Below are 23,755 nucleotides of genomic sequence, written 5' to 3'. Positions count from 1 at the left end.
AACGTCCATGCTGGAAGGTTTCGGGGGCGAAGTAATCCTCGACCTTGATGGACATGGTTGGGACTCCAAATGGCAGAACAGGTTATTCGTAGGGGTGAAGCTGAACGTCGAATCCGTTTCCCCACTTTGGTTCGCCTACTTCCCAAGGCATGTCGCCGAGCATTACCGATACCGGTCAAGGGCACCGGCTATCTCTCGTCGTCAGTACTTGAGCCGGATGGATCGTTTCCAGCATGGACGTTCGGGCGCGAACTTTAGGACCTGAGGTCCGTGAGTTCAACCCTGATTTGCCGCTTTTTCGCATCCCTTTGTCGCACTGCCGGTTGACTGTTTTGGATACTCAACAAAATGCACGGAATACCGCACAGAACGGGGCTTTCGACGGGTTTCTGCATCATCGTCCTACTTCAGTTAACGACCGATGACAGAGGGGGGAGTTCAGCTGATTGAGATGAGTGGTGCGGGAGGGGATTTCGTGAGGGATGTACGGGGGAAAATCGGAGCTGGGCGCCCCCTCTCCCCCGCCCTCTCCCTGAAGGGAGAGGGCGCTGTCCGAGTGCGCTGACAGCCCCGTGTCAGCCGGATGGCACAAACGTGGAAGCCGGCACGGATATCCCCTCTCCCTTCAGGGAGAGGGTTAGGGAGAGGGCAAAGCGGTGTCAGAAGAGCTCAGGAAGCCTGCGCCACCTCCGCCGGCGACACGATGTTCGTCTTGCGCCCGCGGGAGCGCCCCGAACTCAGGTAATCGGCGATCGACTCCTGTGTCACCTCGCCGAGGAACTGCCCTTCGGCATCCAACACCGGCAACCATGAGCTGTTGAACTCGTACATGCGCGACAACAGGATGCGCAGGTGCTCGTCGTGGCTGGCGGTGACGCGGAACTCGTTGAGGAAGTCGCTGCACACGCCTTCCTGGCGGCGCATGTCCTTGCGCCGCACATAGCCCAGGCCCTTGCCATTGGCATCGACGACGACGAGGTAGCGACGGTCGTCTTCTTCCATCTTCTCCAGCGCCTCGGCCACCGTGGTCTGCGGGTTGGCGGTGACGATGCTGCTGTCGGCGGCATCCTCGGCACGCACCAGCAACAGGCGCTTGAGGGTGCTGTCCTGGCCGGTGAAGGCGCTGACGAACTCGTCCGCCGGGTGTGCCAGCAGGGTGTCGGGATGGTCGAACTGAAGCAGGCGGCCGCTCTTGAACACCGCCACCTTGTCGCCGAGCTTGATCGCCTCGTCGATGTCGTGGCTGACCATGATCACGGTCATGCCCAGCTTGCGCTGCAGCTCGAAGAACTCGTTCTGGATCGACTCGCGGTTGATCGGGTCCACCGCGCCGAACGGCTCGTCCATCAGCAGCAGCGGCGCATCTGCCGCCAGAGCGCGGATCACGCCGATGCGCTGTTGCTGACCGCCAGACAACTCGCGCGGGTAGCGCGACAGGTACTGCTTGGGCTCGAGCTTGACCATCGCCATCAGCTCGCGCGCCTTCTCCTTGCACTTCTGCTTGTCCCAGCCGAGCAGGCGCGGCACGACCATGATGTTCTCCTCGATGGTCATGTTGGGGAACAGGCCGATCTGCTGGATGACGTAGCCGATGTGCCGGCGCAGGGTCACCTCATCCAGTTCGCGGGTATCCTGGCCATCGATCAGCACGCGTCCGGAGGTGGGCTGGATGATGCGGTTGATCATCTTCAGCGTGGTGGTCTTGCCACAGCCGGAGGGGCCGAGGAACACACAGATCTCGCCCTTCTCCACGGTCAGGCTGACCTTGTCCACGGCGCGGAATTCCTTGCCGTCCTTGAGGGTGAAGGTCTTGGTCAGTTGGTCGAGTTCGATCATGTTCAGTCTCCTGTCTGCGGGCGCAGGCCCTTGGGGGTGAGCGCACGCTGCAGCCATTGCAGCAGCAGGTCGGCGGCGATGGCCAAGAGGCTCACCAGCACCGCGCCGACCACCAGCATGGGCATGTTGGATTGGCTGATGGAATTGAGGATGAGCACGCCCAGGCCACCGGCGCCGATCACGGCGGCGATAGTCATCACACCGATGTTCATCACCACGGCGGTGCGCACGCCGGCGAGGATCACCGGCACGGCAATGGGAATGTCGACCATCCGCAGGCGCTGCCAGAAGGTCATGCCGATGCCCTTGCCGGCTTCGCGGATGCCGGGTTCGACGTTGGTCAGCGCGAGGTAGGTATTGCGCAGGATCGGCAGCAGCGAATAGAGGAACACCGCGGTGATCGCCGGCAACGGGCCGAGGCCCTGGCCGATCTTCGAGTACAGCGGCAGCATCAGGCCGAACAGCGCGATGGACGGGATGGTCAGCACCACGGTAGCGGCGCCCTGCAGAGGGCCGGCCAGCCATTTGAAGCGGGTCATCAGCACACCCAGCGGTACGCCGACGACGATGGCCAGGCCCACCGCCACGGACACCAGCATCAGGTGCTGCAGCGTCAGCTGGCCGACCTGGGTCCAGTCCAGGCGGGAAATCACGGTCATGAAGTCCATGTCAGTTCTCCTCCCTGGCGGGCTGCTTCCGAGTGGTCTGCGCGTTGTCGCCGATCAGTTGGTGCTCGCGCAGGAATTGCTGCGCCACGCGTTGTACCGGCTCCTGCTGGATGTCGACCTGGGCGTTGAGCGCCTGCATGGTCTTGTCGTCGAGCAGCCTGGCGATGGGATCGAACAGCGTCTTCAGTTCGGGGTGCTTCTCCAGCAGGTCCGCACGCATCACCGGTGCGGCGTTGTAGAACGGGAAGTACTGCTTGTCGTCTTCCAGAACGCGCAGCTTGAAGTCCTTCAGGCGGCCATCGGTGGTGTAGACGAGCCCAACGAACACCTGACGGTTCTTCAGCGCGGTGTAGACCAGGCCCGCATCCATCTGCCGGACGTCGTCGCGGGTGAAGTGGAAGCCGTATAGCTCGCTCATCGGAGCGAGGCCGTCCGGGCGGCCGGCAAACTCCGGGTCCATGGCGAACAGATGGGGCTTCTTGTCGCCCTGCTCCTTCATCACCCGGGCCAAGTCACTGAGAGTGCGCACCCCGAGCTGTTCGGCCTGCTCCTCGGGCATCGCCAGGGCATAGGTGTTGTTGAACGGCGCGGGCGTGGGCCAGACCAGTCCCTTTTTGCCGTCCAGCTCGCGGACCTTGGCCAGGGACTGCTCGGCGTCGAGCTTTTCCGTGACCTTGTTGTAAACGATCAGCGACGAGCCGGTGTATTCCCAGACGATATCGAGTTGGCCGCTCTCCTGCGCGCTGCGCGCCAGGGTGCTGCCTAGGCCGTTGGTGACTTTCACGTCATAGCCTTTGCTCTGCAGAAACTGCGAAGAGATCGCCGTGAGCAGGCGTTGCTCGGTGAAAGGCTTGCCACCGATGCGGATTGTATCTGCCGCTTGGGCGCCGCCGGATAAAGCGGCCAGCAGCAGACCAAGCGCGCCGAGCAAAGGTTTCATACCCATTCCTTTGACATTCATTGCGTCAGCCCCCGTTCCAGCACGGTGCGGCTGAACAGCACCACCAGACCGTCGAGCACCAGCGCCAGCAGCGCGGTGCACACCGCGCCAAGGAGCAGCTTGGACTGGTCGTCCAGGGCGATGCCGGGGAAGATCAGGCTGCCCAGGCTGTTGGCACCGATCAGGAAGGCCAGCGGCGCGGAACCGACGTTCAGCGCCAGGGCGATACGCACGCCGCCCATGATCAGCGGAACGGCGTTGGGCAGCTCGACGCGCCACAGCACCTGGCGCGGTGTCATGCCGATGCCGGTGGCCGCCTCCTTGAGCGAGGCCGGCACGGCGCGCAGACCTTCGTAGGTGTTGCGCACGATGGGCAGCAGCGAGGCGAGGAACAGTGCGAGGATCGCCGGGCCGTTACCGATCCCGACAATCGCCAGGGCGATGGCCAGCACGGCCAATGGCGGGATGGTGTTGCCGACGTTGAATACCTGCATCAGGCGCTCAGCCTGCCCTTGCAAGGCGGGCCGGCTGAGCAGCATGCCGGCGGGGATGCCGACGACAATGGCGGCGAACATGGACGCGAACACCAGGACCAGGTGCGCCTGCAGGTAGAACAGCAGGTCTTCGCGGTACTGCCACAAAGTGGCGGGGGTGATCCAGTGGATCAGCAAAGCCAGCACAACGGCTGCGAAGCAGACGCCGAACAGGGCCTTGCCCGTGGTGGACTTCACCATGGTTGGGGGACTCCCTTCGGGTGTGCGGCGACTGGCATCGCCGCACTCACTTGACGCTCGATCCCGTCCAGAAACCTGATTGGGACCGCCATTAAACGCGACAGGAATCAAGCACTTGCAGATGCATTTGCGGATTGCCGTCGCGAAGGGGTGGACCCCCGTGCGTGCCGTTATGTTCAATAAAATTGCCATCCTTGTGCCATCGCCGGGTGGCGCATTCAGCGTCAGCCCCCATGGTCCGGGGGCTGTGGCGGACAAACTTTTTTTCGAGAAAAGTCGCGATCAGGCTGAACCATCACGCTGCGCTGCTTGCCCAACGGCGGATGCGCCCGGCGAAAACGCACGCAGACTCTCTCAGCGGTTATCATCGGGCTTCTTTCGCGTGCCCCCGACCCATGGATAGGTCACTCGGGGCCGGCGTTCTTGCCTACCACGGAGATCCATCGCCATGCTTGACCTGGCCGCGGCGTTCATCGCGCTGACCACCCTGCTCACCTACGTCAACTACCGCTTCATCCGCCTGCCGCCAACCATCGGCGTCATGGCCACCGCATTGATCTTCTCTTTCATCGCCCAGGGCATGTCGCTGATCGGCTACCCGGTCCTCGAAGTGGAGATGCAGCAGATCATCAGCCGCATCGACTTCTCCGATGTATTGATGACCTGGTTCCTGCCCGCGCTGCTGTTTGCCGGCGCCCTGCACGTGAACCTCGCCGACCTGCGCAACTACAAGTGGCCCATCGGCCTGCTGGCCACCTTTGGCGTGCTGATCGCCACCACCGTGATCGGCTACCTGGCCTACTACACCTTCGCCCTCTTCGGCTGGCACGTGGACTTCATCTACTGCCTGCTGTTCGGTGCACTGATCTCGCCCACCGACCCCATCGCGGTACTCGGCATCCTCAAGTCCGCCGGCGCGCCCAAGCCGCTGGCCACCACCATCGTCGGCGAGTCGCTGTTCAACGACGGCACCGCCGTGGTGGTCTTCACCATCCTGCTGGGCATCCTGCTGGCCGGCGAGACGCCCACTGTGTCGAGCATCGCCTGGCTGTTCGTGCAGGAGGCTATCGGCGGCATCCTGTTCGGCGCGGCGCTGGGCTACGGGGTGTTCCTGATGATGCGCGGCATCGACCAGTACCAGGTGGAAGTCATGCTGACCCTGGCCCTGGTGATCGGCGGCGCGGCACTGGCGGCGCGGCTGCACGTGTCGGCGCCGATCGCCATGGTCGTGGCCGGCCTGATCATCGGCAACCAGGCGCGCCAGTACGCGATGTCCGACGAGACACGGCGCTACATCGACAAGTTCTGGGAGCTGATCGACGAGATCCTCAACGCCCTGCTGTTCGCCCTGATCGGCCTGGAACTGCTCCTGCTGCCGTTCAACTGGCTGCATGTGGTGGCAGCATTCACCCTCGGCGGCGCGGTGCTGATCTCGCGCCTGCTCACCGTGGCACCGGCCATCCTAGTGCTGCGGCAGACCCGGAACGGTGGCCGTCAAGTGCCCGCTGGCACCATCCGCATCCTGGTCTGGGGAGGCCTGCGCGGCGGTGTCTCGGTGGCCCTGGCGCTGTCCCTGCCGCTGGGCGAGCAGCGCGACCTGATCCTCAGCCTTACCTACGTGGTGGTGCTGGTGTCGATCCTGCTCCAGGGCCTGTCCATCGGCCCGCTGGTGCGGCGCATCTACAAGGACGCGGAGCCTGTCGCCGACAGCGATCACTGACGGCGCTCTCCAAGGACCTTGAGCCTTGCGTCGCCGGGTCTGCCGGCGACGCTGCTGTTTACGCTATAATCCCGCGTTTTTCGGGCCGCTTGCCGCCCGTCTTCACCGAATCGACCAGGCACCCATCCATGAGCATCCAAGCCGCCGAAGTCGCGAAGCGCCGTACGTTCGCGATCATTTCCCACCCCGACGCCGGTAAGACCACCATTACCGAGAAGCTCCTGCTGATGGGCAAGGCGATTGCCGTCGCCGGTACCGTGAAGTCGCGCAAGTCCGACCGCCACGCCACCTCCGACTGGATGGAGATGGAGAAGCAGCGCGGCATCTCCATCACCACCTCGGTGATGCAGTTCCCCTACCGCGAGCACATGATCAACCTGCTCGACACTCCCGGCCACGAAGACTTCTCCGAAGACACCTACCGCACCCTGACCGCGGTGGACTCGGCGCTGATGGTCCTCGACGGCGGCAAGGGCGTCGAGCCGCGCACCATCGCCCTGATGGAAGTCTGCCGCCTGCGCGACACTCCCATCGTCAGCTTCATCAACAAACTCGACCGCGACATCCGCGACCCAATCGAGCTGCTCGACGAGATCGAAGCGGTACTGAAGATCAAGGCCGCGCCGATCACCTGGCCGATCGGTTGCTACCGCGACTTCAAGGGCGTGTACCACCTCGCCCAGGACAAGATCATCGTCTACGTGCCGGGCCACGGCCACGAGCGCATCGAGACCAGGATCATCGACAAGCTCGACTCGGACGAGGCGCGCGCGCACCTGGGCGACCTCTACGACAACTTCCTCGAAGAGCTGGAACTGGTGCAGGGCGCCTGCCATGAGTTCGACAAGGACGCCTTCCTCAAGGGCGAGATGACCCCGGTGTTCTTCGGCACCGCGCTGGGCAACTTCGGTGTCGACCAGGTGCTCGACTGCATCGTCGACTGGGCCCCGCAGCCGCTGGAACGTGGCGCCCACGAGCGCACCGTGGCGCCGACCGAGGAGAAGTTCTCCGGCTTCGTGTTCAAGATCCAGGCGAACATGGACCCCAAGCACCGCGACCGCATCGCCTTCATGCGCATCTGCTCGGGCAAGTACGAGAAGGGCATGAAGATGCGCCACGTGCGCCTGGGCAAGGACGTGAAGATCGCCGACGCGCTGACCTTCTTCTCCAGCGAGCGTGAGCAGCTGGAAGAGGCCTTCGCCGGCGACATCATCGGCCTGCACAACCACGGCACCATCCAGATCGGCGACACCTTCACCGAAGGCGAGGCACTGGGCTTTACCGGCATCCCGCATTTCGCCCCGGAACTGTTCCGCCGCGTACGCCTGAAGGACCCGCTCAAGTCCAAGCAGCTGCGCCAGGGCCTGCAGGAACTGGCCGAGGAAGGTGCCACCCAGGTGTTCTTCCCCGAGCGCAACAACGACATCATCCTCGGCGCCGTCGGTGTGCTGCAGTTCGACGTCGTCGCCAGCCGCCTGAAGGAGGAATACAAGGTCGAGTGCGCCTATGAGCAGATCAACGTCTGGTCCGCGCGCTGGATCGAATGCAAGGACGAGAAGAAGCTCAAGGAGTTCAAGGACAAGGCCTTCGAGAACCTCTCCGTGGACGGCGGCGGCCACCTCACCTACCTGGCGCCGACCCGCGTCAACCTGAGCCTGATGGAAGAGCGCTGGCCGGACATCACCTTCCGCGCCACCCGCGAGCACCACTGAGTTCGTCGCTGTTCGAAAACGCCCGCCTTGTGCGGGCGTTTTCATTTGCACCGGCCTGTTTTTCGTAGGAGCGAGCTTGCTCGCGAACCGGACGTCACAGGTTCGCGAGCAAGCTCGCTCCTACAGTCAGACCCAACCTCCTCTGCAATCTTGGGCATGGATACTCACCGGAGATTGGCGATGGGGTTTCATGGCAAGAATTTGCGTAACGGACGTCATTCGATCACAGGACAGATTTATCTGGTAACCGCCGTCACTCACCATCGCCAATCCCTGTTCACGCAATGGAACGCAACATGCGCCGTCGCTCGAGCGATCCACCAAGCGGTACCGGCACATCTTCTAGCCTGGGTATTGATGCCTGATCATTTGCACTGTCTGGTTCAACTCGAAAACGACTCACTGAGCGCGTTCATGCAGCGGCTGAAATCACTCACCGCGATCTCATTCAACAAGACGCTGGGGCGCACCGGCAAAGTCTGGCAGTCCGGTTTCCATGACCACGCCCTACGCCATGAAGAAGATCTGAAGGCAGCAGCCCGTTATCTGGTTGCCAATCCTCTGCGTGCCGGGCTAGTCAAATCGCTTCGGGACTATCCCTTCTGGAACGCCGTCTGGCTATGACGCATAGCCCTGTAGGAGCGAGCTTGCTCGCGAACCCTAGCCCCGCAGCGGGGTTTGTTCGCGAGCAAGCTCGCTCCTACAAAAGCGCAAAAGCAGTTCGGCGTTACGGATCGAGCGCCCCGGAGCTCCAGGTGCTCGATTGCACCGTACCAGTGAACTTGCCCGCAATGGCGCCCTGGGGAATCAGTCGGTCACGGTAACGGGTGGCGAACAGTCCACTCTGCGGCGCCCGCAGGATGTGCTCGCTGCTGGCGTCGCCGGGGCACGAAATGATGCGCGCGAAGCGCTCACCCGCCTCGAGGTACTCGCCCAGTTCGCGCTCGAAGACCAGCACCCCTGCCGCCGGGGCGAACACGGTTTCCATGAAGCCCATGGGCGTGGCGACGCCATTCCATTCCGGCAACGGCCCGGCGTCGGTGACCACGCCACGGGCGCCGAGGAAGCGGTAGAGGCCATCGGCATCCTGCTGCGCCAGCGCGTCGCTGACGTCGCCCTGACCACGCAACTCGACGGTCGCCACCAGGCGCCCGGCGAAGCGCTGTTCGGCCAGCCACGGGGCGATCACCACCTCCTCGAACGCACCGTCGCCATCGCCTTCCCAGATGATCGCCAGCTCTGTTTGCAGCGCAGCGGCGAGGTCCTGCGCGGCCGGCCAGAAACACTCGTGGATGTAGACGTACTGCAACGCCTCGTCGTCAGTGTGCAGGTCGAGCACGATGTCCGCCGACGCCGCCAGTTCGGCCAAGCGCTTCTGCCACAGCGTGAGGTTATCCAGGGTGCCGCTGGCGGCCGCCGAGGCGATGAAGCCACGGTTGAAATTGCGCGAGGTTGCCTCGTGGTTTCGGCCGAGAATCCGTCCCTGGCGGAACTGCCCGATGCCGAAAGGGTTGGCCTGCGGCACGACGGTCACACTGCCGTTGAGCACGCCCCGTTCGGCAGCATCGCGCAGGCGCGGCAGCAGCTCGTGAAGCACCAGCATTCCGGCGATTTCGTCAGCGTGGATGCCCGCCTGCAGGTGCACTTTCGGCCCCGGCCTGCCGCCGTCGATACGCCAGGCGCGTACGCGCAGCTCAGCACCGGAATCACCGGGTACGCTGAAGGATACGTCCTCGATCATCTGTCACCTCCTCTGTCCGAATCACCCGTGGAAATCTTTGCCAGCGCCTCCTAGTATCGAAACCAGTCGCCGGTCTCCGGCACGCCGTACAAGGACGCCGCACCGTGGATATGCCCCGCCAGAAAGCCCAGCGCGCCACACCCGAGGAACGCCGCGACCATCTCGTGCGCGCCTGCCTCAAGTGCCTGGTCGCCGACGGCCACGCGGGCATCTCGGTGCGCCGCATCGCCAAGGAAGCCGGCGTCGCCGTGGGCCTGGTGAACCACCATTTCGGCAGCATCGACGCGCTGGTCGCGCAGGCCTATGAAACCCTCGCCAGCGAAGTCACCCAGGCGCTCTACCAGCAGGTCGATGCGGTCGGCAACGACCCTGCCGCGCGCATGGAAGCCTTCCTCACCGGATCCTTCTCACCCCAGGTGCTGGACCCCGACCTGCTCAGCCCCTGGGTGGTGTTCTGGAGCCTGATCCGTCACTCGCCGCCGGTGAACGAAGCGCACGAGCGCGGCTACCACAGCTACCTCGCCATCCTGGAAAAGCTCATCAGCGAACTCGCCAGCGCCGAGGGTTTCCGCGTGGCGCGCCCGCGCCTGGCCGCCATCGGCCTCTCCGCCATGCTCGACGGATTGTGGCTGGAGTGGTGCCTGAACCCCTCGACCTTCAGCGCCGCCGACGGCCTCGAACTCAGCCGCTGCTGGGTGGAAGGGCTCCGCCGCGGCGCCTACGCCTGATCAATCGATCACACAGCGGTGCGTGGCCTGCGCTTGCCGAACCAGGAGCGCTGCGTGGTCTTCTGTGCCTCGCGGCGTACCGGCGTGGCGCGCTCCAGCATGGCGAACAGCGCCTCGATGATGAAGGTCAGGCAGATGTAGATCGCCGCCACCAGCAGCAGCGGTTCATAGACCTGGAAGGTCTGCGCGCGCACCACGTTGGCCGCACCGAGCAGGTCGACCACGGCGATGGTGGACGCCAGGGCGGTGGACTTGAGCAGCATCACGCTCTCCCCCGCCAGGGTCGGCAGCAGCAGGCGGATCGCACGCGGCAGCCACACCCGGTAGAGCACCAGCGTGCGGTTCATGCCGAATGCCGAAGCGGCCTCCAGCTCGCCTCGCGGCACGGCCTTCAGGCCGCCGCGAATCACCTCGCCAACGTAGGCGCCGACCGAGAGGATCAGCGCGATCACGATGTACCAGAAACCATCGCGTAGATACGGCCAGAGGAAGCTGCCGCGGATCAGCGGGAACTGCGCGAACAGGCTGCCCAGGCCGTAGTAGAAGATGTAGATCTGCACCAGTAGCGGCGTACCGCGAATCACGCTGGTGTAAGCCAGTGCCAGGCGCGAGACCAGAAAATTGCGCGACATCCGCGCCAGCGCCACACCCAGCGCCAGCACGAAGCCCAGCGCGGCGGAAATCAACAGGATCACCAACGTGGTACCCAGCCCCTTGAGCAGCAGGGCACCGTAGACGAATAGCCAGTGTTCGTTCATCGCCGCGCCTCGTTCAGACCGCCGGAATCCAGCGGCGGAAGCGCCGCTCCAGGTAGCCCGCGAACAGGTTGGAAAGCACGGTGAGCACGTAATACAGCGCCGCCGCGGTGAGGTAGAAGGTCAGGTAATGGCGAGTCGAGCCGGCGGCCTGCTTGGCGGTATAGAGCAGCTCGTTGGTGCCCACCACGCTGATCAGCGCGCTGTCCTTGATCAGGTTGACCCACAGGTTGGCCATGCCGGCCAGCGCGTTGGGCGCCATCATCGGCAGGGTGACCCGGCGGAACAGGCCGAAGCCGTGCATGCCGTAAGCACGCGCCGCCTCGATCTGACCATAGGGAATCGACTGAATGGCGCCACGGAAGATTTCCGAGGCGTAGGCGCCCTGCACCAGGCCGAGCACAACGATGGCCACCATCATGCCGTTGAGCTTCACCTGGCCGTAGCCCAGCCACTCGAAGAACTGGTTCAGGCCCATGGAGCCGACGTAGAACAGCAGCAGGATCAGCAGCAGCTCCGGCACCGCGCGGCACAGTGTGGTGTAGCCGCGCGCGAGCATCGCCAGCGGGCGCGGTCCGCCGATCTTGGCGCTGGCCGCGGCCAGGCCGATCAGCAGGCCGACGAGGAAGGCGCCGACGGAAATCTGCAGGGTGACCAGCAGCCCCTTGAGCAGGGCCGGGCCCCAGCCGGTGGGGCCGAAGCCGATCAGGTCGAAGATGCTTTGCATGGCCATCTCCATGATTGGAGGGTCGGGTCATCCCCGTGCCCGCAGTGGGCACGGGTTCAACTCACGTCGGGATTACTGCTTGGGCGCAACGCTCATGCCGAAGTACTTGTCCGACAGCGCCTTGTAGTCGTCGCTGGCGAGCAGCTTGCCGATGGCTTCGTCCATCTTTGCCTTCAGCTCGGTGTCGCCCTTGCGCAGGCCGGCGCCGACGCCACGGCCGAACAGCGGGTCGTACTTCACCTCGCCCTTGTTGACGATGCCGGCGGCCTGCGCATCCGGCGACTTGACGAAGGACGCCACGGCGATGCCATCGGCCATCATCAGGTCGATACGCCCGGCCACCAGGTCGGCGTTCACCGAGTCCTGGGTGTCGTAGTAACGCACGTCGGCGATCTTCTCGTAGTACTGCTTCAGGTAGTTGGCGCTGACGGTGGAGATCTGCACGCCGATGGTCTTGCCCTTCAGGCCCTCGGGGCTGATCTGCACGTCCGTCGCCTGAGGTGCGGCAACGGCCACCGGAGTGTCGTAGTAGGGGCGGCTGAAGGCGATCTGCTTCTCACGCTCATCGGTGATCGACAGGGAGTTGAAGATCACGTCGATCTTCTTCGCCAGCAGCGCCGGGATGATGCCGTCCCACGCCACTTCGTCGATCTCGCAGGTCGCTTTCATCTCGGCACAGACCTTGTGGATCAGGTCCGGCTCGAAGCCGACCCAGCTGCCGTCGGGCTGCTTCTGCGAGAACGGCGGATAGGGTTCGGCGGCCAGGGCGAAGCGGATCGTCTCGGCCTGGGCGCTCGCCACGCCGGCCATCAGCATCGCCGCGCCCACCATCAGATTGCACAGACCTTTCTTGTTCATCGTGATCCCCTGCATTGTTTTATTTAGTGTTGGGTCACGCTCATCGATGCGCCGACTGCGCGGCATCGGTCAGCGATTCTGGTGCGCGTTGACGAACTGCCGGCAGCGCTCGCTGCGCGGCCGCGAGAAGACTTCCTCGGCGGTGCCCTCCTCCTCGATCAGGCCCTTGTGCAGGAAAGCCACATGGCTGGACACGTCGCGGGCAAAAGCCATCTCGTGGGTAACCAGGATCATGGTGCGCCCCTCCTCCGCCAGCGAGCGGATCACCTTCAGCACCTCGCCCACCAGCTCCGGGTCCAGCGCCGAGGTCGGCTCGTCGAACAGCATCACCTTCGGCCGCACGGCCAGCGCGCGGGCAATGGCCACGCGCTGCTGCTGGCCGCCGGAAAGGAAGGCCGGGTACTCGTGGCGCTTCTCGGCCAGGCCGACGCGCTCCAACAGCGCCTCGGCGCGTTCGCGGGCCTCGGCCTTGCTCTCGTGGAGGACGAAGGTCGGTGCCTCGATCAGGTTCTCCAGCACAGTGCGGTGCGGCCAAAGGTTGAAGCTCTGGAACACCATGCCCAACTGCGAGCGGATGCGGGTGAGCTGCTTCTGGTCGGCCACCATCGGCTCGCCATGGCGGTTCTGGGCCAGGCCGATGGTCTCGCCGTTGACGGTGACCGAACCCTGGTTGGGAATTTCCAGCATGTTGATGCAACGCAGCAGCGTGCTCTTGCCCGAACCGCTGGCGCCGATCAGCGAAATCACCTCTCCTTCACGGGCCGACAGCGACACGCCCTTGAGCACTTCGAAGTCGCCGAAGCGCTTGTGGATATCCCGGACCTCGATCACCGGTTTGCTGGTGACGAGTTCGCGTAGGAGCGGACTTTGTCCACGATCAGCGACCGCGCTGGAATTGGATTCGCGGACAAGGTCCGCTCCTGCAGGGGCCGGATTCGCCGGAAGCGACTCGACGAAGCGGATGATCCGCGCACAGGCCTCCGCCATGCTCTCGTCGCTCAGACCAAATGACAGCCGCACGAAACCTTGCGCCTGAGGACCGAAAGCCGCCGCATCGAGCACCGAAACGCCAGTGGCATGGAACAGCTGCCAGGAGAAGTCCAGGGAACTGAGACATGTGTCGCGCACGTCGACCATGACGAACATGCCGGCTTCAGGCGACAGCACTTTCACGCGCGGGCAGTCGCTCAGCGCGGCGACCACCAGGTCACGGCGGCGGCGGTAGATTTCGCGCATAGCCGACACCACCTCGTCGTGGCGCTCCACCGCGGCGAGCGCGGCTTCCTGCACGAAGCCCGGCAGGCCGTAGAACATGTTCAGCGCGAGGTTTTCCAGGTGCCCGACCAACGTCGGGTTGGCGACTATCCAGCCGGCGCGCCAGCCGGTCATGGCGTGGGACTTCGACAGGCTGCCGATGCTCAGGGTGCGCTCGGCCATGCCGGGTAGCGCGGCGAAACTCTGGTGCTCGCGCTCGAAGGTCAGGCCCTCGTAGACCTCATCCACCACCACCCAGAGGTCGTGAGCCTCGGCCAGCGCGGCGATAGCCAGCAGCTCGTCGCGGTCCAGCACGACGCCGGTGGGGTTGCTCGGGTTGGCGAGGAAGATCGCCTTGGTGCGCGGAGTGATCGCCGCAGCAATATCGGCGGCCAGCGGGCGGAAGCCGTTTTCCGGACGGGTAGGAACCCCGACCAGCACGGCGCCGGTAGCTTTCAACGTGGCTTCGTAAGTGACGTAGACCGGGTCGAAGGTGATGACCTCGTCGCCCTTCTCCAGCAGGCACATCGCAGCGGCGAACAGGCCGTTCTGCGCGCCGGCAACCACGATGACGTTTTCGGCACCCGCCTTTTGGCCGAAACGCCGCTCATACAATGCCGCGATAGCCTGGCGCAGTGCGGGCTTGCCGGCCACGTCGCTGTAATGGGTGTCGCCGTCGCGCAACGCGGAAACGGCGGCCTCGGTGATGAAGTCCGGGGTGGCGAAATCGGGGTCGCCGACGCTGAGCACGATCACATCGCGGCCGGCGCGTTGGGCGGCAATGGCGGCGTAGTGAATGTCCCAGGCAGCGACGCCGGGTCCGACCATCCTGTCCACAAGCGACGAATAACGCATGCAAGGGCCTCATCCGAATGACGGAATGTCCTGCGGAAGGGTCCGCAGGAGCGTGGGGCCACCATAGCCAAGGATGAACGACTGTTCAACAGCAGTTTCCGACATCAGATATGTCGTTTTCAGACCGCTCCGTCACCGACCTTCCGCTCTTCCGGTGTTGTATGTCGCAAGTTCGACCGACGAACGGAATCACGACATCCACTTAACGGCTTCTTAACGATCTCCCCCGTAGCGTTCTCTCACCCCCTGACAGAGCCGCGACGGCCTTTGGAACACCCCATGGAAATCCCCTTCCTCCCCTTCTCCCGCCCCAACATCGGCGAGGAGGAGATCCAGGCAGTCAATGAAGTCCTGCGCTCGGGCTGGATCACCACCGGGCCGAAGAACGCCGAACTGGAACAACGCTTTGCCCAATCGATCGGTTGCCGCCACGCCGTGGCGTTGTCCTCCGCCACCGGCGGTATGCACCTGGCACTGCTGGCCCTGGGTATCGGCCCGGGCGACGAAGTGATCACCCCGTCGCAGACCTGGGTCTCCACCGTCAACATGATCAGCCTGCTGGGCGCCACGCCGGTGTTCGTCGACGTCGACCGTGACACCCTGATGACCGACGCCTCACGCATCGAGGCCGCGATCACCGCGCGCACCCGCGCCATCATCCCGGTGCACTACGCCGGTGCCGCCTGCGACATGGACCCGATCGACGAGCTCGCCCTGCGTCATGGCATTCCCGTGATAGAGGACGCCGCCCACGCCGCCGGCACTCTCTACCGCGGTCGTCCGGTGGGCCAGCGCGGCACCGCGATCTTCTCTTTCCACGCGATCAAGAACCTCACCTGCGCCGAGGGCGCCATGTTCGTCACCGATGACGAAGTCCTGGCCAACCGCGTGCGCACCCTGAAGTTCCACGGCCTGGGCGTCGATGCCTACGACCGCCTGACCCACGGCCGCAAGCCGCAGGCCCAGGTGGTGGAACCGGGCTTCAAGTACAACCTCACCGACATCAACGCCGCCATCGCCCTGGTCCAGCTGCCCAAGCTCGAAGCGATCAACGCCCGCCGCGCCGAACTGGCCGCCGGCTACGCCGAGCGCCTGGCGCACCTGCCCGTGCAACCGCTGGCAGTGCCGGACTACCCGCAACATCACGCCTGGCACCTTTATGTCCTGCGCATCGACCAGGAACGCTGTGGCCTCGACCGCGACGCCTTCATGCAGGGCCTGCAGCAGCGCCGCATCGGCAGCGGCATCCATTTCATCGGCAGCCACCTGCACAGCTACTACCGCCAGCGCTACCCGCGCGTGCAACTGCCCAACACCGAGTGGAACTCCTCGCGGATCGTCTCCATCCCGCTGTTCCCCGACATGACCCAGGCCGACCAGGACCGTGTGGTCGACGCCATCGAAACCCTGCTTCGGTAACGCCACCGTGAAACCCTATCCGATCCATCGCGTGTCCATCGTCATCCCGGTGTACAACGAAGAGGCCAGCCTGCCCGAACTGCTGCGCCGTACCACCGCCGCCTGCGAACAGCTGGGCCGTGACTACGAGATCGTGCTGATCGACGACGGCAGCCGCGACAGCTCCGCCGAGTTGCTGCTGGAAGCCGCCGCGGCGCCGGGCAGCCACGTGGTAGCGGTGATCCTCAACCGCAACTATGGCCAGCACGCGGCAATCATGGCCGGCTTCGAGCAGTGCCAGGGCGACCTGGTGATCACCCTCGACGCCGACCTGCAGAATCCGCCAGAAGAAATCCCGCGCCTGGTCGACGAGGCCGCCAAGGGCTACGACGTGGTCGGCAGCGTGCGCCAGCAACGCCAGGACTCCGCCTTGCGCCGCTGGCCGTCGAAGCTGATCAACCTCGCCGTGCAGCGTTCCACCGGTGTGGCGATGAACGACTACGGCTGCATGCTGCGCGCCTACCGCGCCAGCATCGTCAAGGCCATGCTCGCCTGCCGCGAGCGCAGCACCTTCATCCCGATCCTGGCCAACAGCTTCGCCCGCCACACCAGCGAGATCCTCGTCGCCCACGCCGAGCGCGAGCATGGCGAGTCGAAGTACGACTTCCTGCGCCTGATCAACCTGATGTTCGACCTGGTCACCTGCATGACCACCTCGCCGCTTCGCCTGCTGTCCTTCGTTGGCGGCGGCATGGCGGTGGCTGGCTTCGCCTTCGCCCTGCTGCTGGTGGTGCTGCGCCTGTTGTTCGGCGCCGCCTGGGCCGGCCACGGCGTGTTCGTGCTGTTCGCCGTGCTGTTCATGTTCACCGGCGTTCAGCTGGTCGGCATGGGCCTGCTCGGCGAATACCTGGGCCGCATGTACAACGACGTGCGCGCCCGCCCCCGTTTCTTCATCGAGCGCATCGTCCGCGCCGACGCCGCGCCCGCTCAACTGCCCTATTCCTCTTCCGCTTCCTCTCTCGAGTCCATCCAGCCATGACCCAGCAGACCATCGTCTTCGCCTACCACGACTTCGGCTGCGCCGGCATCGAGGCCCTGCTCGCCGCCGGTTACCAGATCGACGCCGTCTTCACCCACGCCGACGATCCCAAGGAAAACCGCTTCTACGGCTCGGTGGCGCAACTCTGCGCTCGCCTGGGCATCCCGGTGCACGCCCCGGAAGACGTCAACCACCCGCTGTGGGTCGCGCGCATCCGCGAGCTGCAGCCGCAGTACATCTTCTCCTTCTACTACCGCCACCTGCTCAGCGAAGAACTGCTGGCCTGTGCCGCCAAGGGCGCCTACAACCTGCATGGCTCGCTGCTGCCGCGCTACCGTGGCCGCGCCCCGGCCAACTGGGTACTGGTCAATGGCGAGAGCGAGACCGGCGTGACCCTGCACCGCATGGTCAAGCGTGCCGATGCCGGCGGCATCCTCGCCCAGCAGAGCGTTGCCATCGGCCCCGACGACACCGCCCTGGTGCTGCACGGCAAGCTGCGCGAAGCCACCCGCGAGCTGCTCGCGGCCTCCCTGCCGCGCCTGGCGCGCGGTGAACTGCAGGAGGTCGCCCAGGATGAATCCCGGGCCAGCTACTTCGGTCGCCGCACCCCGGCGGACGGCCAGCTCGACTGGAAACGCCCGGCCCGCGAACTGCACGACCTGGTCCGTGCCGTCACCCAGCCCTACCCCGGCGCCTTCGCCCCGGTGGGCGATCGCAAGCTGATCGTCTGGAGCTCGCGCGTTGCTGCCGGCAACAACGGCATGGCACCCGGCTCGGTGCTCTCGGTCGATCCCCTGCGCATCGCCTGCGGCGAAGACTCGCTGGAAATCCTCTCCGGCCAGCAGAATGACAGCGGCCTGTTCCTCGCCGGCCCGCAGCTGGCCCGCGAGATGGGCCTGGTGGAGGGCTCGCGTCTGCACGGCGCTGTCGGCAAGCCCAAGCGCAAGACCCGCGTGCTGATCCTCGGCGTCAACGGCTTCATCGGCAACCACCTCTCCGAGCGCCTGCTGCGCGACGGCAACTACGAGGTCTATGGCCTGGACATCGGCTCCGATGCCATCGAGCGCCTGAAGGGCAACCCGGACTTCCACTTCGTCGAAGGCGACATCAGCATCCACACCGAGTGGATCGAGTACCACATCAAGAAGTGCGACGTGGTCCTGCCGCTGGTGGCCATCGCCACGCCCATCGAATACACGCGCAACCCGCTGCGTGTGTTCGAACTGGACTTCGAGGAAAACCTCAAACTGGTCCGCTACTGCGTGAAGTACAACAAGCGCGTGATCTTCCCGTCCACCTCCGAGGTGTACGGCATGTGCACCGACGCCAACTTCGACGAGGACAAGTCCAACCTCATCGTCGGCCCGATCAACAAGCAGCGCTGGATCTACTCGGTCTCCAAGCAACTGCTCGACCGCGTCATCTGGGCCTACGGCCAGAAGGGCCTGAAGTTCACCCTGTTCCGCCCGTTCAACTGGATGGGCCCGCGCCTGGACCGCCTGGACTCTGCGCGCATCGGCAGCTCCCGCGCCATCACCCAGCTGATTCTGCACCTGGTGGAAGGCACGCCGATCCGCCTGGTCGACGGCGGCGAGCAGAAGCGCTGCTTCACCGACGTGGACGACGGCATCGAGGCGCTGGCGCGCATCATCGACAACGAGGGCAGCCGCTGCGATGGGCAGATCGTCAACATCGGCAACCCGGACAACGAAGCCAGCATCCGCCAACTGGGCGAGGAGCTGCTGCGCCAGTTCGAAGCCCACCCATTGCGTGACCAGTTCCCGCCCTTTGCCGGTTTCCGCGAAGTGGAAAGCCGCAGCTTCTATGGCGATGGCTACCAGGACGTGTCGCACCGCAAGCCGAGCATCGAGAACGCCCGTCGCCTGCTGAACTGGCAGCCGAGCGTGGAGCTCTCCGCCACCATCGGCAAGACCCTGGACTTCTTCCTCCGTGAAGCCTTGGCCGAGCGCTCCGGCGCTCAACCCCACGCCTTTCCGCTGAAGAAAAGCATCGCCTGATGAGAGCGGGACTGCGCATCGACGTCGACACCTACCGTGGCACCCGTGACGGCGTGCCCCGGTTGCTGGACATGCTTGAGGAAGCCGAGGTCAAGGCAACCTTCTTCTTCAGCGTCGGCCCCGACAACATGGGCCGGCACCTGTGGCGCCTGATCCGCCCGCAGTTCCTGTGGAAGATGCTGCGCTCCAACGCCGCCGGGCTCTATGGCTGGGACATTCTCCTGGCCGGCACCGCCTGGCCGGGCAAGCCGATCGGCCGCGACCTCGGCCACCTGATGCGGCGCGCCCAGGACGCCGGCCATGAAGTCGGCCTGCACGCCTGGGACCACCACGGCTGGCAGGCCAACGCCGGCCGCTGGAGCGTACCGCAACTGGAACAGCAGATCCGCCGTGGCGTGGACACCCTCGCCGACATCCTCGGCAAGCCGGTGGAGTGCTCGGCGGTGGCTGGCTGGCGCGCCGACGAGCGTACCGTGGAAGCCAAGGAGCGCTTCGGCTTTCGCTACAACAGCGATTGCCGGGGCCGCTCGCTGTTCCGCCCGCGCCTGGCCGACGGCCGCGCCGGCACCCCGCAGATCCCCGTGGACATGCCCACCTTCGACGAAGTCGTCGGCCCGCAGGTGGCGCCGTCCGCCTTCAACGACTACATCCTTTCCCGCTTCGACATGGACGCCTTGAACGTGTACACCATTCACGCCGAGGTCGAGGGCATTCTGATGGCCCACGACTTCCGACGCTTGCTGGCCCAGGCACGGGCCAGCGGCATCCGCTTCGTCCCGCTGGGCCGGTTGCTGCCGGACGCCCCGACCACCTTGCCCGTCGCCAGCCTAGTGCGCGGCGAACTGGCCGGCCGCGAAGGCTGGCTGGGGGTGCAGCACACATGAAGCGCCTGGCCTACCCGACCCTGCTCGCCGCCTTCGTGCTGTGCATCCTGCTGCCGATGGCCTTCCACGGCCTGTGGATCCCCGACGAGTCGCGCAACGCACAGATCAGCCAGTCCATGCTGCAGAGTGGCGACTGGGTTTCCCCGCACCTGCTCGGCCTGCGCTACTTCGAGAAGCCCACCGGCGGCTACTGGCTGACCGCAGCCAGCCAGGCCGTGTTCGGGCAGAACCTGTTCGGCGTGCGCTTCGGCTCGGCGCTGGTCACCGCGCTGAGCACCCTGCTGGTCATCCTTGTTGCCCGCCGGCTGTGGAACGACCCGCGCCGCACCTGGGCATCCGGCCTGCTCTACCTGAGCTTCGGGCTGATTGCCGGACAGGCCGGCTACGCCAACCTCGACCCGCAGTTCACCCTCTGCGTGAACCTCAGCCTCGGCGCCCTGTGGTTCGCCTTCGACGCCAGAACCACGCGCGGGCGCCTCGCCGCCTGGAGCCTACTGGGCGCCGCCTGCGCCTTCGGTTTCATGACCAAGGGATTCCTCGCCTTCCTGCTGCCGGTGATCGTCGGACTGCCCTACGCCGTGCTGCAGAAGCGCTTGGGCGAGCTGCTGCGTTACGGGCCGCTGGCGGTGTTGGTCGCGGCCCTGGTCTGCGCGCCCTGGGTAATGATGATCCATGCCCGCGAGCCGGACTTCTGGGACTTCTTCTTCTGGCACGAACACATCCGCCGCTTTGCCGGCGAGGACGCGCAGCACGGCCGTCCATTCTGGTTCTTCGTCCCACTGCTGTTCGCCAGCGCACTGCCCTGGGCGGTGTTGATCATCCCGGCGCTGCGTAATGGGCTGGCCGGTTGGCGCGAGTCGAAACTGCTGTTCGTGCTGCTGTGGTTCGTCATGCCCTTCCTGTTCTTCAGCCTGGCCAAGGGCAAGTTGCCGACCTACATCATGCCTTGCTTCGCCCCGCTGGCCCTGCTGATGGCCGACGCCATCGGCAGGGCCCTGCAGCAGCGCAAGCTGGTCGCACTGAAACTCAACGGCGCACTCAACCTGCTGCTGGGCGGCAGCGCCCTGGCCGGCCTTGTGTTCATGCAGGCCCGCCAGCCGCAGTACCATGACGAGCTACCCAGCGTGCTGATGATCGCCCTGGTCTGCATCGCCTGGTTGCTGGCTGGCCTGCTGCAACTGCTGCGGCCCAATCGCTTCTGGGCGGCGCCGGCCTTCGCGGCCTGGCTGCTGGTAGCGCTGGTACCCAATGCGATGCCGAACAAGATGGTCAACAGCAAGATGCCCGACCAGTTCATCGCCGAGCACCTGGAACAGCTCAAGGGTGCCCACAGCCTGCTGAGCAACGACCTGGGCGCCGCCACGGCCCTTGCATGGCGCACCCAGCGCAGCGACATCACGCTGTTCAACACGGAAGGCGAGCTGAAGTTCGGCCTGGGCTACCCCGAAGGCCAGGGCCGCAGCATTGCACTCGAAGATATCCACGCCTGGCTCGAGCGTGCCCGCGCCGAGGGTTCCATCGGCGTGATCATGCGGGTCAACAGCGCCAGCGACGAAGCCGAACTGGCCATGCTGCCCAGCGACGTCATCAGCTACCGGCAGAACCACCTGGTGGTCCTGCTGATTCCGCAGGCCACACCATGACCGCCCTGCTGCTGATCGGTGTCTGCCTGCTCACCTGCATGGGCCAGCTGGCGCAGAAGTTCGCCGTCGAAAGCTGGCGCGACGCTCCTTCGAGCGTCGCGGCGAAGCTTTTCTCCCCCTGGCTGCTGCTGGCCATCGCCTGCCTGGGCTTCGGCCTGCTGCTCTGGCTGTTGGTCCTGCAACGCTTGGAGGTAGGCATCGCCTACCCCATGCTGAGCCTGAACTTCGTGCTGGTGACGTTCCTGGCGAGCCGTCTGTTCGGCGAACGCATCGATGCGCGCCACTGGTTCGGCGTGGCGCTGATCGTCGGCGGCGTCGCCCTGCTGGGAACGCACTCGTGAAGCGCGGCATCGCTTTCGCCCTTAGTAGCGTGCTGCTGGTGAGCGGCGCGCAGCTGGGCATGCGCTGGAGCATGACACGCCTGCCCACGCAGTGGCCGTTCAACTTCCCGCAACTGGACCTCGCCGCCCTGCTGGCGCTGGCCGGCGCGATAGTGGCCTACGCGCTGTCAATGCTCTGCTGGCTGCTCGCCCTCAAACACCTGCCGCTGAGCCGCGCCTACTCGCTGCTGAGCCTTAGCTACGCCTTCGTCTACCTCGGCGCCGCCGTGCTGCCGGGGCTGGGCGAACCCCTGAGCCTGCCGCGCACCCTGGGCGTCGCCCTGGTAATCGCCGGCGTGATCGCGATCAACGCACCACGCCGTCCTGACAGAACAACCGTCATCAAACCCAGCGACGCTCGCTCCGAGCACGCGCAGTTCGACTGACCTCAATCCCGCTTCTAGTCCCTTTTCGGGAGAGCAGACCATGAAAATCAGCGTATTCGGAATCGGTTATGTGGGCCTGGTGCAGGCCGCGGTCATGGCCGAAGTGGGCCACGACGTCCTGTGCATGGACATCGACGAGGACAAGATCGCCAAGCTCAAGCGCGGCCAGATCAGCATCTTCGAGCCGGGCCTCGCCGAGCTGGTGAAGGACAACCTGGAAGCCGGCCGCCTGCGTTTCACCAGCGACGTCGCCGAGGCCGCCGGCCATGGTCGCGTGCAGTTCATCGCCGTCGGCACCCCACCGCTGCCCGATGGCTCCGCCGACCTGCGCGCCGTGCTGGCGGTGGCCGAAGGCATCGCGCGCAATCGCACGCAACCGGTGATCATCGTCGAGAAATCCACCGTACCGGTGGGCACTGGCGATCGCGTCAAGGCCAAGGTGCTGGCGGTGCTCGCCGAAGCAGGCCGCAGCCTGGACTTCGAGATCGTCTCCAACCCCGAGTTCCTCAAGGAAGGTTCGGCGCTGGCCGACTGCCGCAAACCCGACCGCATCGTCATCGGCTGCGAAAGCCCCGAAGTGCTGGACGTGATGCGCGAGATCTACGAGCCGTTCAACCGCAACCACGACCGCATCCTGACCATGAACCTGCGCAGCGCGGAACTGACCAAGTACGCCGCCAACTGCATGCTCGCCACCAAGATCAGCTTCATCAACCAGATCGCCGAGCTGGCCGAGCACCTGGGCGCCGACATCGAGGCGGTACGCCAGGGCATGGGCGCCGACCCGCGCATCGGTTACCACTTCATCTATCCCGGCTGCGGCTACGGCGGCTCGTGCTTCCCCAAGGACGTCCAGGCCCTGATCCAGAGCGCCGAGGAAGCCCACTGCTCCAGTGACCTGCTGCGCGCGGTGGAAGCAGTGAACCAGCGGCAGAAGAGCAAGCTGTTCGAGCGCATCCGCAGCTATTACAGCGGCAAACTCAAGGGCCGTACGTTCGCGCTCTGGGGTCTGTCGTTCAAGCCCAACACCGACGACATGCGCGACGCCCCCAGCCGCACCCTGATGGAGGCCCTGTGGGAGGCCGGCGCCAAGGTCCGCGCCTTCGACCCCGAAGCCATGCCCGAAGCGCAGCGCCTGTACGGCCACGATGAACGCCTGACCCTGATGGGCACTCCGGAAGCCACCCTGGGCGGCGCCGATGCCCTGGTGATCTGCACCGAGTGGCGACAGTTCAAGGCACCCGACTTCGAAGTCGTAGCCAGCCGCCTGAAGTCCCCGGTGATCTTCGACGGTCGCAACCTCTTCGACCCCGAGCGCGTGGCGCGCTACGGCTTCGAGTATTTCCCCATGGGCCGTGGCGACTCGCACCGTCTGCCGGTGCCCGCGCAGGTCGTCGAACAACGCCCGCGCCGTACGGCTTGAAGAGCATTCGCGAGCAAGCTCGCTCCTACAGGAAGGACACGGCTTTTCGTAGGAGC

The 23,755-nt window shown here is 65.2% G+C and carries 22 protein-coding genes; 13 read left to right on the top strand and 9 right to left on the bottom strand.

Features of this window, described 5'->3' with window-relative positions; translation table 11 throughout:
* Positions 1-265: hypothetical protein (locus FAS41_RS31040; protein ID WP_218939105.1), on the top strand; the 265-nt coding region annotated here is incomplete at its 5' end.
* Between the two features lie 404 nt (positions 266-669).
* On the opposite strand, the gene FAS41_RS08315 is transcribed toward FAS41_RS31040, so the two are convergent.
* The 4 genes from FAS41_RS08315 to FAS41_RS08300 are packed head-to-tail and all read right to left on the bottom strand — an operon-like array spanning position 670 to position 4,178.
* Positions 670-1,836, bottom strand: a complete 1,167-nt coding sequence (locus FAS41_RS08315; RefSeq protein ID WP_138521155.1) for an osmoprotectant ABC transporter ATP-binding protein OsmV — start codon at positions 1,834-1,836, stop codon at positions 670-672.
* A 2-nt stretch (positions 1,837-1,838) separates the two neighbouring features.
* Positions 1,839-2,504, bottom strand: a complete 666-nt coding sequence (locus FAS41_RS08310) for an ABC transporter permease (RefSeq protein WP_045209529.1) — start codon at positions 2,502-2,504, stop codon at positions 1,839-1,841.
* Between the two features lies 1 nt (position 2,505).
* The gene (locus tag FAS41_RS08305) at positions 2,506-3,444 is read right to left on the bottom strand and encodes a glycine betaine ABC transporter substrate-binding protein (RefSeq protein ID WP_138521153.1); all 939 of its coding nucleotides are present in this window, start codon (positions 3,442-3,444) and stop codon (positions 2,506-2,508) included.
* A gap of 17 nt (positions 3,445-3,461) precedes the next feature.
* The gene (locus tag FAS41_RS08300; RefSeq protein ID WP_138521151.1) at positions 3,462-4,178 is read right to left on the bottom strand and encodes an ABC transporter permease; all 717 of its coding nucleotides are present in this window, start codon (positions 4,176-4,178) and stop codon (positions 3,462-3,464) included.
* Positions 4,179-4,626: 448 nt separating this feature from the next.
* Between FAS41_RS08300 and FAS41_RS08295 the strand changes: the two genes are divergently transcribed.
* From FAS41_RS08295 to FAS41_RS08285, 3 genes are all read left to right on the top strand, one after another.
* Positions 4,627-5,898, top strand: a complete 1,272-nt coding sequence (locus tag FAS41_RS08295; protein WP_138521149.1) for a cation:proton antiporter — start codon at positions 4,627-4,629, stop codon at positions 5,896-5,898.
* Between the two features lie 128 nt (positions 5,899-6,026).
* Complete coding sequence (locus FAS41_RS08290; RefSeq protein WP_088421170.1) at positions 6,027-7,610, top strand: peptide chain release factor 3; 1,584 nt, start codon at positions 6,027-6,029, stop codon at positions 7,608-7,610.
* Positions 7,611-7,790: 180 nt separating this feature from the next.
* Positions 7,791-8,234, top strand: a complete 444-nt coding sequence (locus tag FAS41_RS08285) for an REP-associated tyrosine transposase (RefSeq protein WP_138521147.1) — start codon at positions 7,791-7,793, stop codon at positions 8,232-8,234.
* Between the two features lie 103 nt (positions 8,235-8,337).
* Here the strand turns inward: FAS41_RS08285 and FAS41_RS08280 are convergent, their stop codons facing one another.
* Positions 8,338-9,351, bottom strand: coding sequence for a M14 family metallopeptidase (locus tag FAS41_RS08280; protein ID WP_138521145.1), 1,014 nt, complete (start codon positions 9,349-9,351; stop codon positions 8,338-8,340).
* A gap of 104 nt (positions 9,352-9,455) precedes the next feature.
* Here FAS41_RS08280 and FAS41_RS08275 point away from each other — a divergent pair, with 104 nt between their 5' ends.
* Positions 9,456-10,079, top strand: coding sequence for a TetR/AcrR family transcriptional regulator (locus tag FAS41_RS08275; protein WP_138521143.1), 624 nt, complete (start codon positions 9,456-9,458; stop codon positions 10,077-10,079).
* Positions 10,080-10,087: 8 nt separating this feature from the next.
* Here the strand turns inward: FAS41_RS08275 and FAS41_RS08270 are convergent, their stop codons facing one another.
* The 4 genes from FAS41_RS08270 to FAS41_RS31310 all read right to left on the bottom strand — a co-directional run bounded on the left by FAS41_RS08270 (position 10,088) and on the right by FAS41_RS31310 (position 14,528).
* A complete protein-coding gene (locus FAS41_RS08270; RefSeq protein ID WP_138521141.1) occupies positions 10,088-10,837 on the bottom strand; it encodes an ABC transporter permease in 750 nt (249 codons plus the stop codon).
* Between the two features lie 13 nt (positions 10,838-10,850).
* A complete protein-coding gene (locus FAS41_RS08265) occupies positions 10,851-11,561 on the bottom strand; it encodes an ABC transporter permease (protein ID WP_015475765.1) in 711 nt (236 codons plus the stop codon).
* 72 nt (positions 11,562-11,633) lie between these two features.
* On the bottom strand, positions 11,634-12,419 hold the full coding sequence (locus FAS41_RS08260) for a transporter substrate-binding domain-containing protein (protein ID WP_138521139.1): 786 nt from the start codon (positions 12,417-12,419) through the stop codon (positions 11,634-11,636).
* A gap of 69 nt (positions 12,420-12,488) precedes the next feature.
* On the bottom strand, positions 12,489-14,528 hold the full coding sequence (locus FAS41_RS31310) for an aminotransferase class I/II-fold pyridoxal phosphate-dependent enzyme (protein WP_138521137.1): 2,040 nt from the start codon (positions 14,526-14,528) through the stop codon (positions 12,489-12,491).
* Positions 14,529-14,807: 279 nt separating this feature from the next.
* On the opposite strand from FAS41_RS31310, the gene arnB reads away from it, so the two are divergent.
* From arnB to FAS41_RS08215, 8 genes are read left to right on the top strand one after another with little or no spacing between them, the layout of a single operon-like run.
* A complete protein-coding gene (gene arnB / locus FAS41_RS08250; protein ID WP_138521135.1) occupies positions 14,808-15,947 on the top strand; it encodes a UDP-4-amino-4-deoxy-L-arabinose aminotransferase in 1,140 nt (379 codons plus the stop codon).
* Between the two features lie 7 nt (positions 15,948-15,954).
* The gene (gene arnC / locus FAS41_RS08245) at positions 15,955-16,965 is read left to right on the top strand and encodes an undecaprenyl-phosphate 4-deoxy-4-formamido-L-arabinose transferase (RefSeq protein ID WP_138521133.1); all 1,011 of its coding nucleotides are present in this window, start codon (positions 15,955-15,957) and stop codon (positions 16,963-16,965) included.
* Positions 16,962-18,983 (top strand): bifunctional UDP-4-amino-4-deoxy-L-arabinose formyltransferase/UDP-glucuronic acid oxidase ArnA, encoded by a 2,022-nt coding sequence (arnA, locus tag FAS41_RS08240; RefSeq protein WP_138521131.1) that lies wholly within the window; start codon positions 16,962-16,964, stop codon positions 18,981-18,983. Before arnC ends, arnA begins: the two co-directional genes overlap by 4 nt.
* Positions 18,980-19,867 (top strand): 4-deoxy-4-formamido-L-arabinose-phosphoundecaprenol deformylase, encoded by an 888-nt coding sequence (gene arnD / locus FAS41_RS08235; protein ID WP_425048990.1) that lies wholly within the window; start codon positions 18,980-18,982, stop codon positions 19,865-19,867. Before arnA ends, arnD begins: the two co-directional genes overlap by 4 nt.
* Positions 19,864-21,510 carry a lipid IV(A) 4-amino-4-deoxy-L-arabinosyltransferase gene (gene arnT, locus FAS41_RS08230; RefSeq protein WP_138521127.1) on the top strand — a complete coding sequence of 549 codons (1,647 nt, stop codon included), beginning with the start codon at positions 19,864-19,866 and terminating at the stop codon, positions 21,508-21,510. The genes arnD and arnT overlap by 4 nt, the downstream gene beginning before the upstream one ends.
* Positions 21,507-21,851: a 4-amino-4-deoxy-L-arabinose-phosphoundecaprenol flippase subunit ArnE gene (gene arnE / locus FAS41_RS08225; protein WP_138521125.1), complete on the top strand. Its 345-nt coding sequence runs from the start codon at positions 21,507-21,509 to the stop codon at positions 21,849-21,851. The genes arnT and arnE overlap by 4 nt, the downstream gene beginning before the upstream one ends.
* Entirely contained in the window at positions 21,848-22,276 is a 429-nt protein-coding gene (arnF, locus tag FAS41_RS08220) for a 4-amino-4-deoxy-L-arabinose-phosphoundecaprenol flippase subunit ArnF (protein ID WP_138521123.1), read from the top strand. The genes arnE and arnF overlap by 4 nt, the downstream gene beginning before the upstream one ends.
* Before the next feature lie 40 nt (positions 22,277-22,316).
* Entirely contained in the window at positions 22,317-23,699 is a 1,383-nt protein-coding gene (locus tag FAS41_RS08215; RefSeq protein ID WP_138521121.1) for a UDP-glucose dehydrogenase family protein, read from the top strand.
* The last annotated feature ends 56 nt before the right edge of the window (positions 23,700-23,755 follow it).

The organism is Pseudomonas nicosulfuronedens, assembly GCF_005877905.1.
Taxonomy (GTDB): Bacteria; Pseudomonadota; Gammaproteobacteria; order Pseudomonadales; family Pseudomonadaceae; genus Pseudomonas; species Pseudomonas nicosulfuronedens.
The sequence above is the reverse complement of the archived record's forward strand: the minus strand, read 5'-3'. Positions and strand labels throughout refer to the sequence as shown.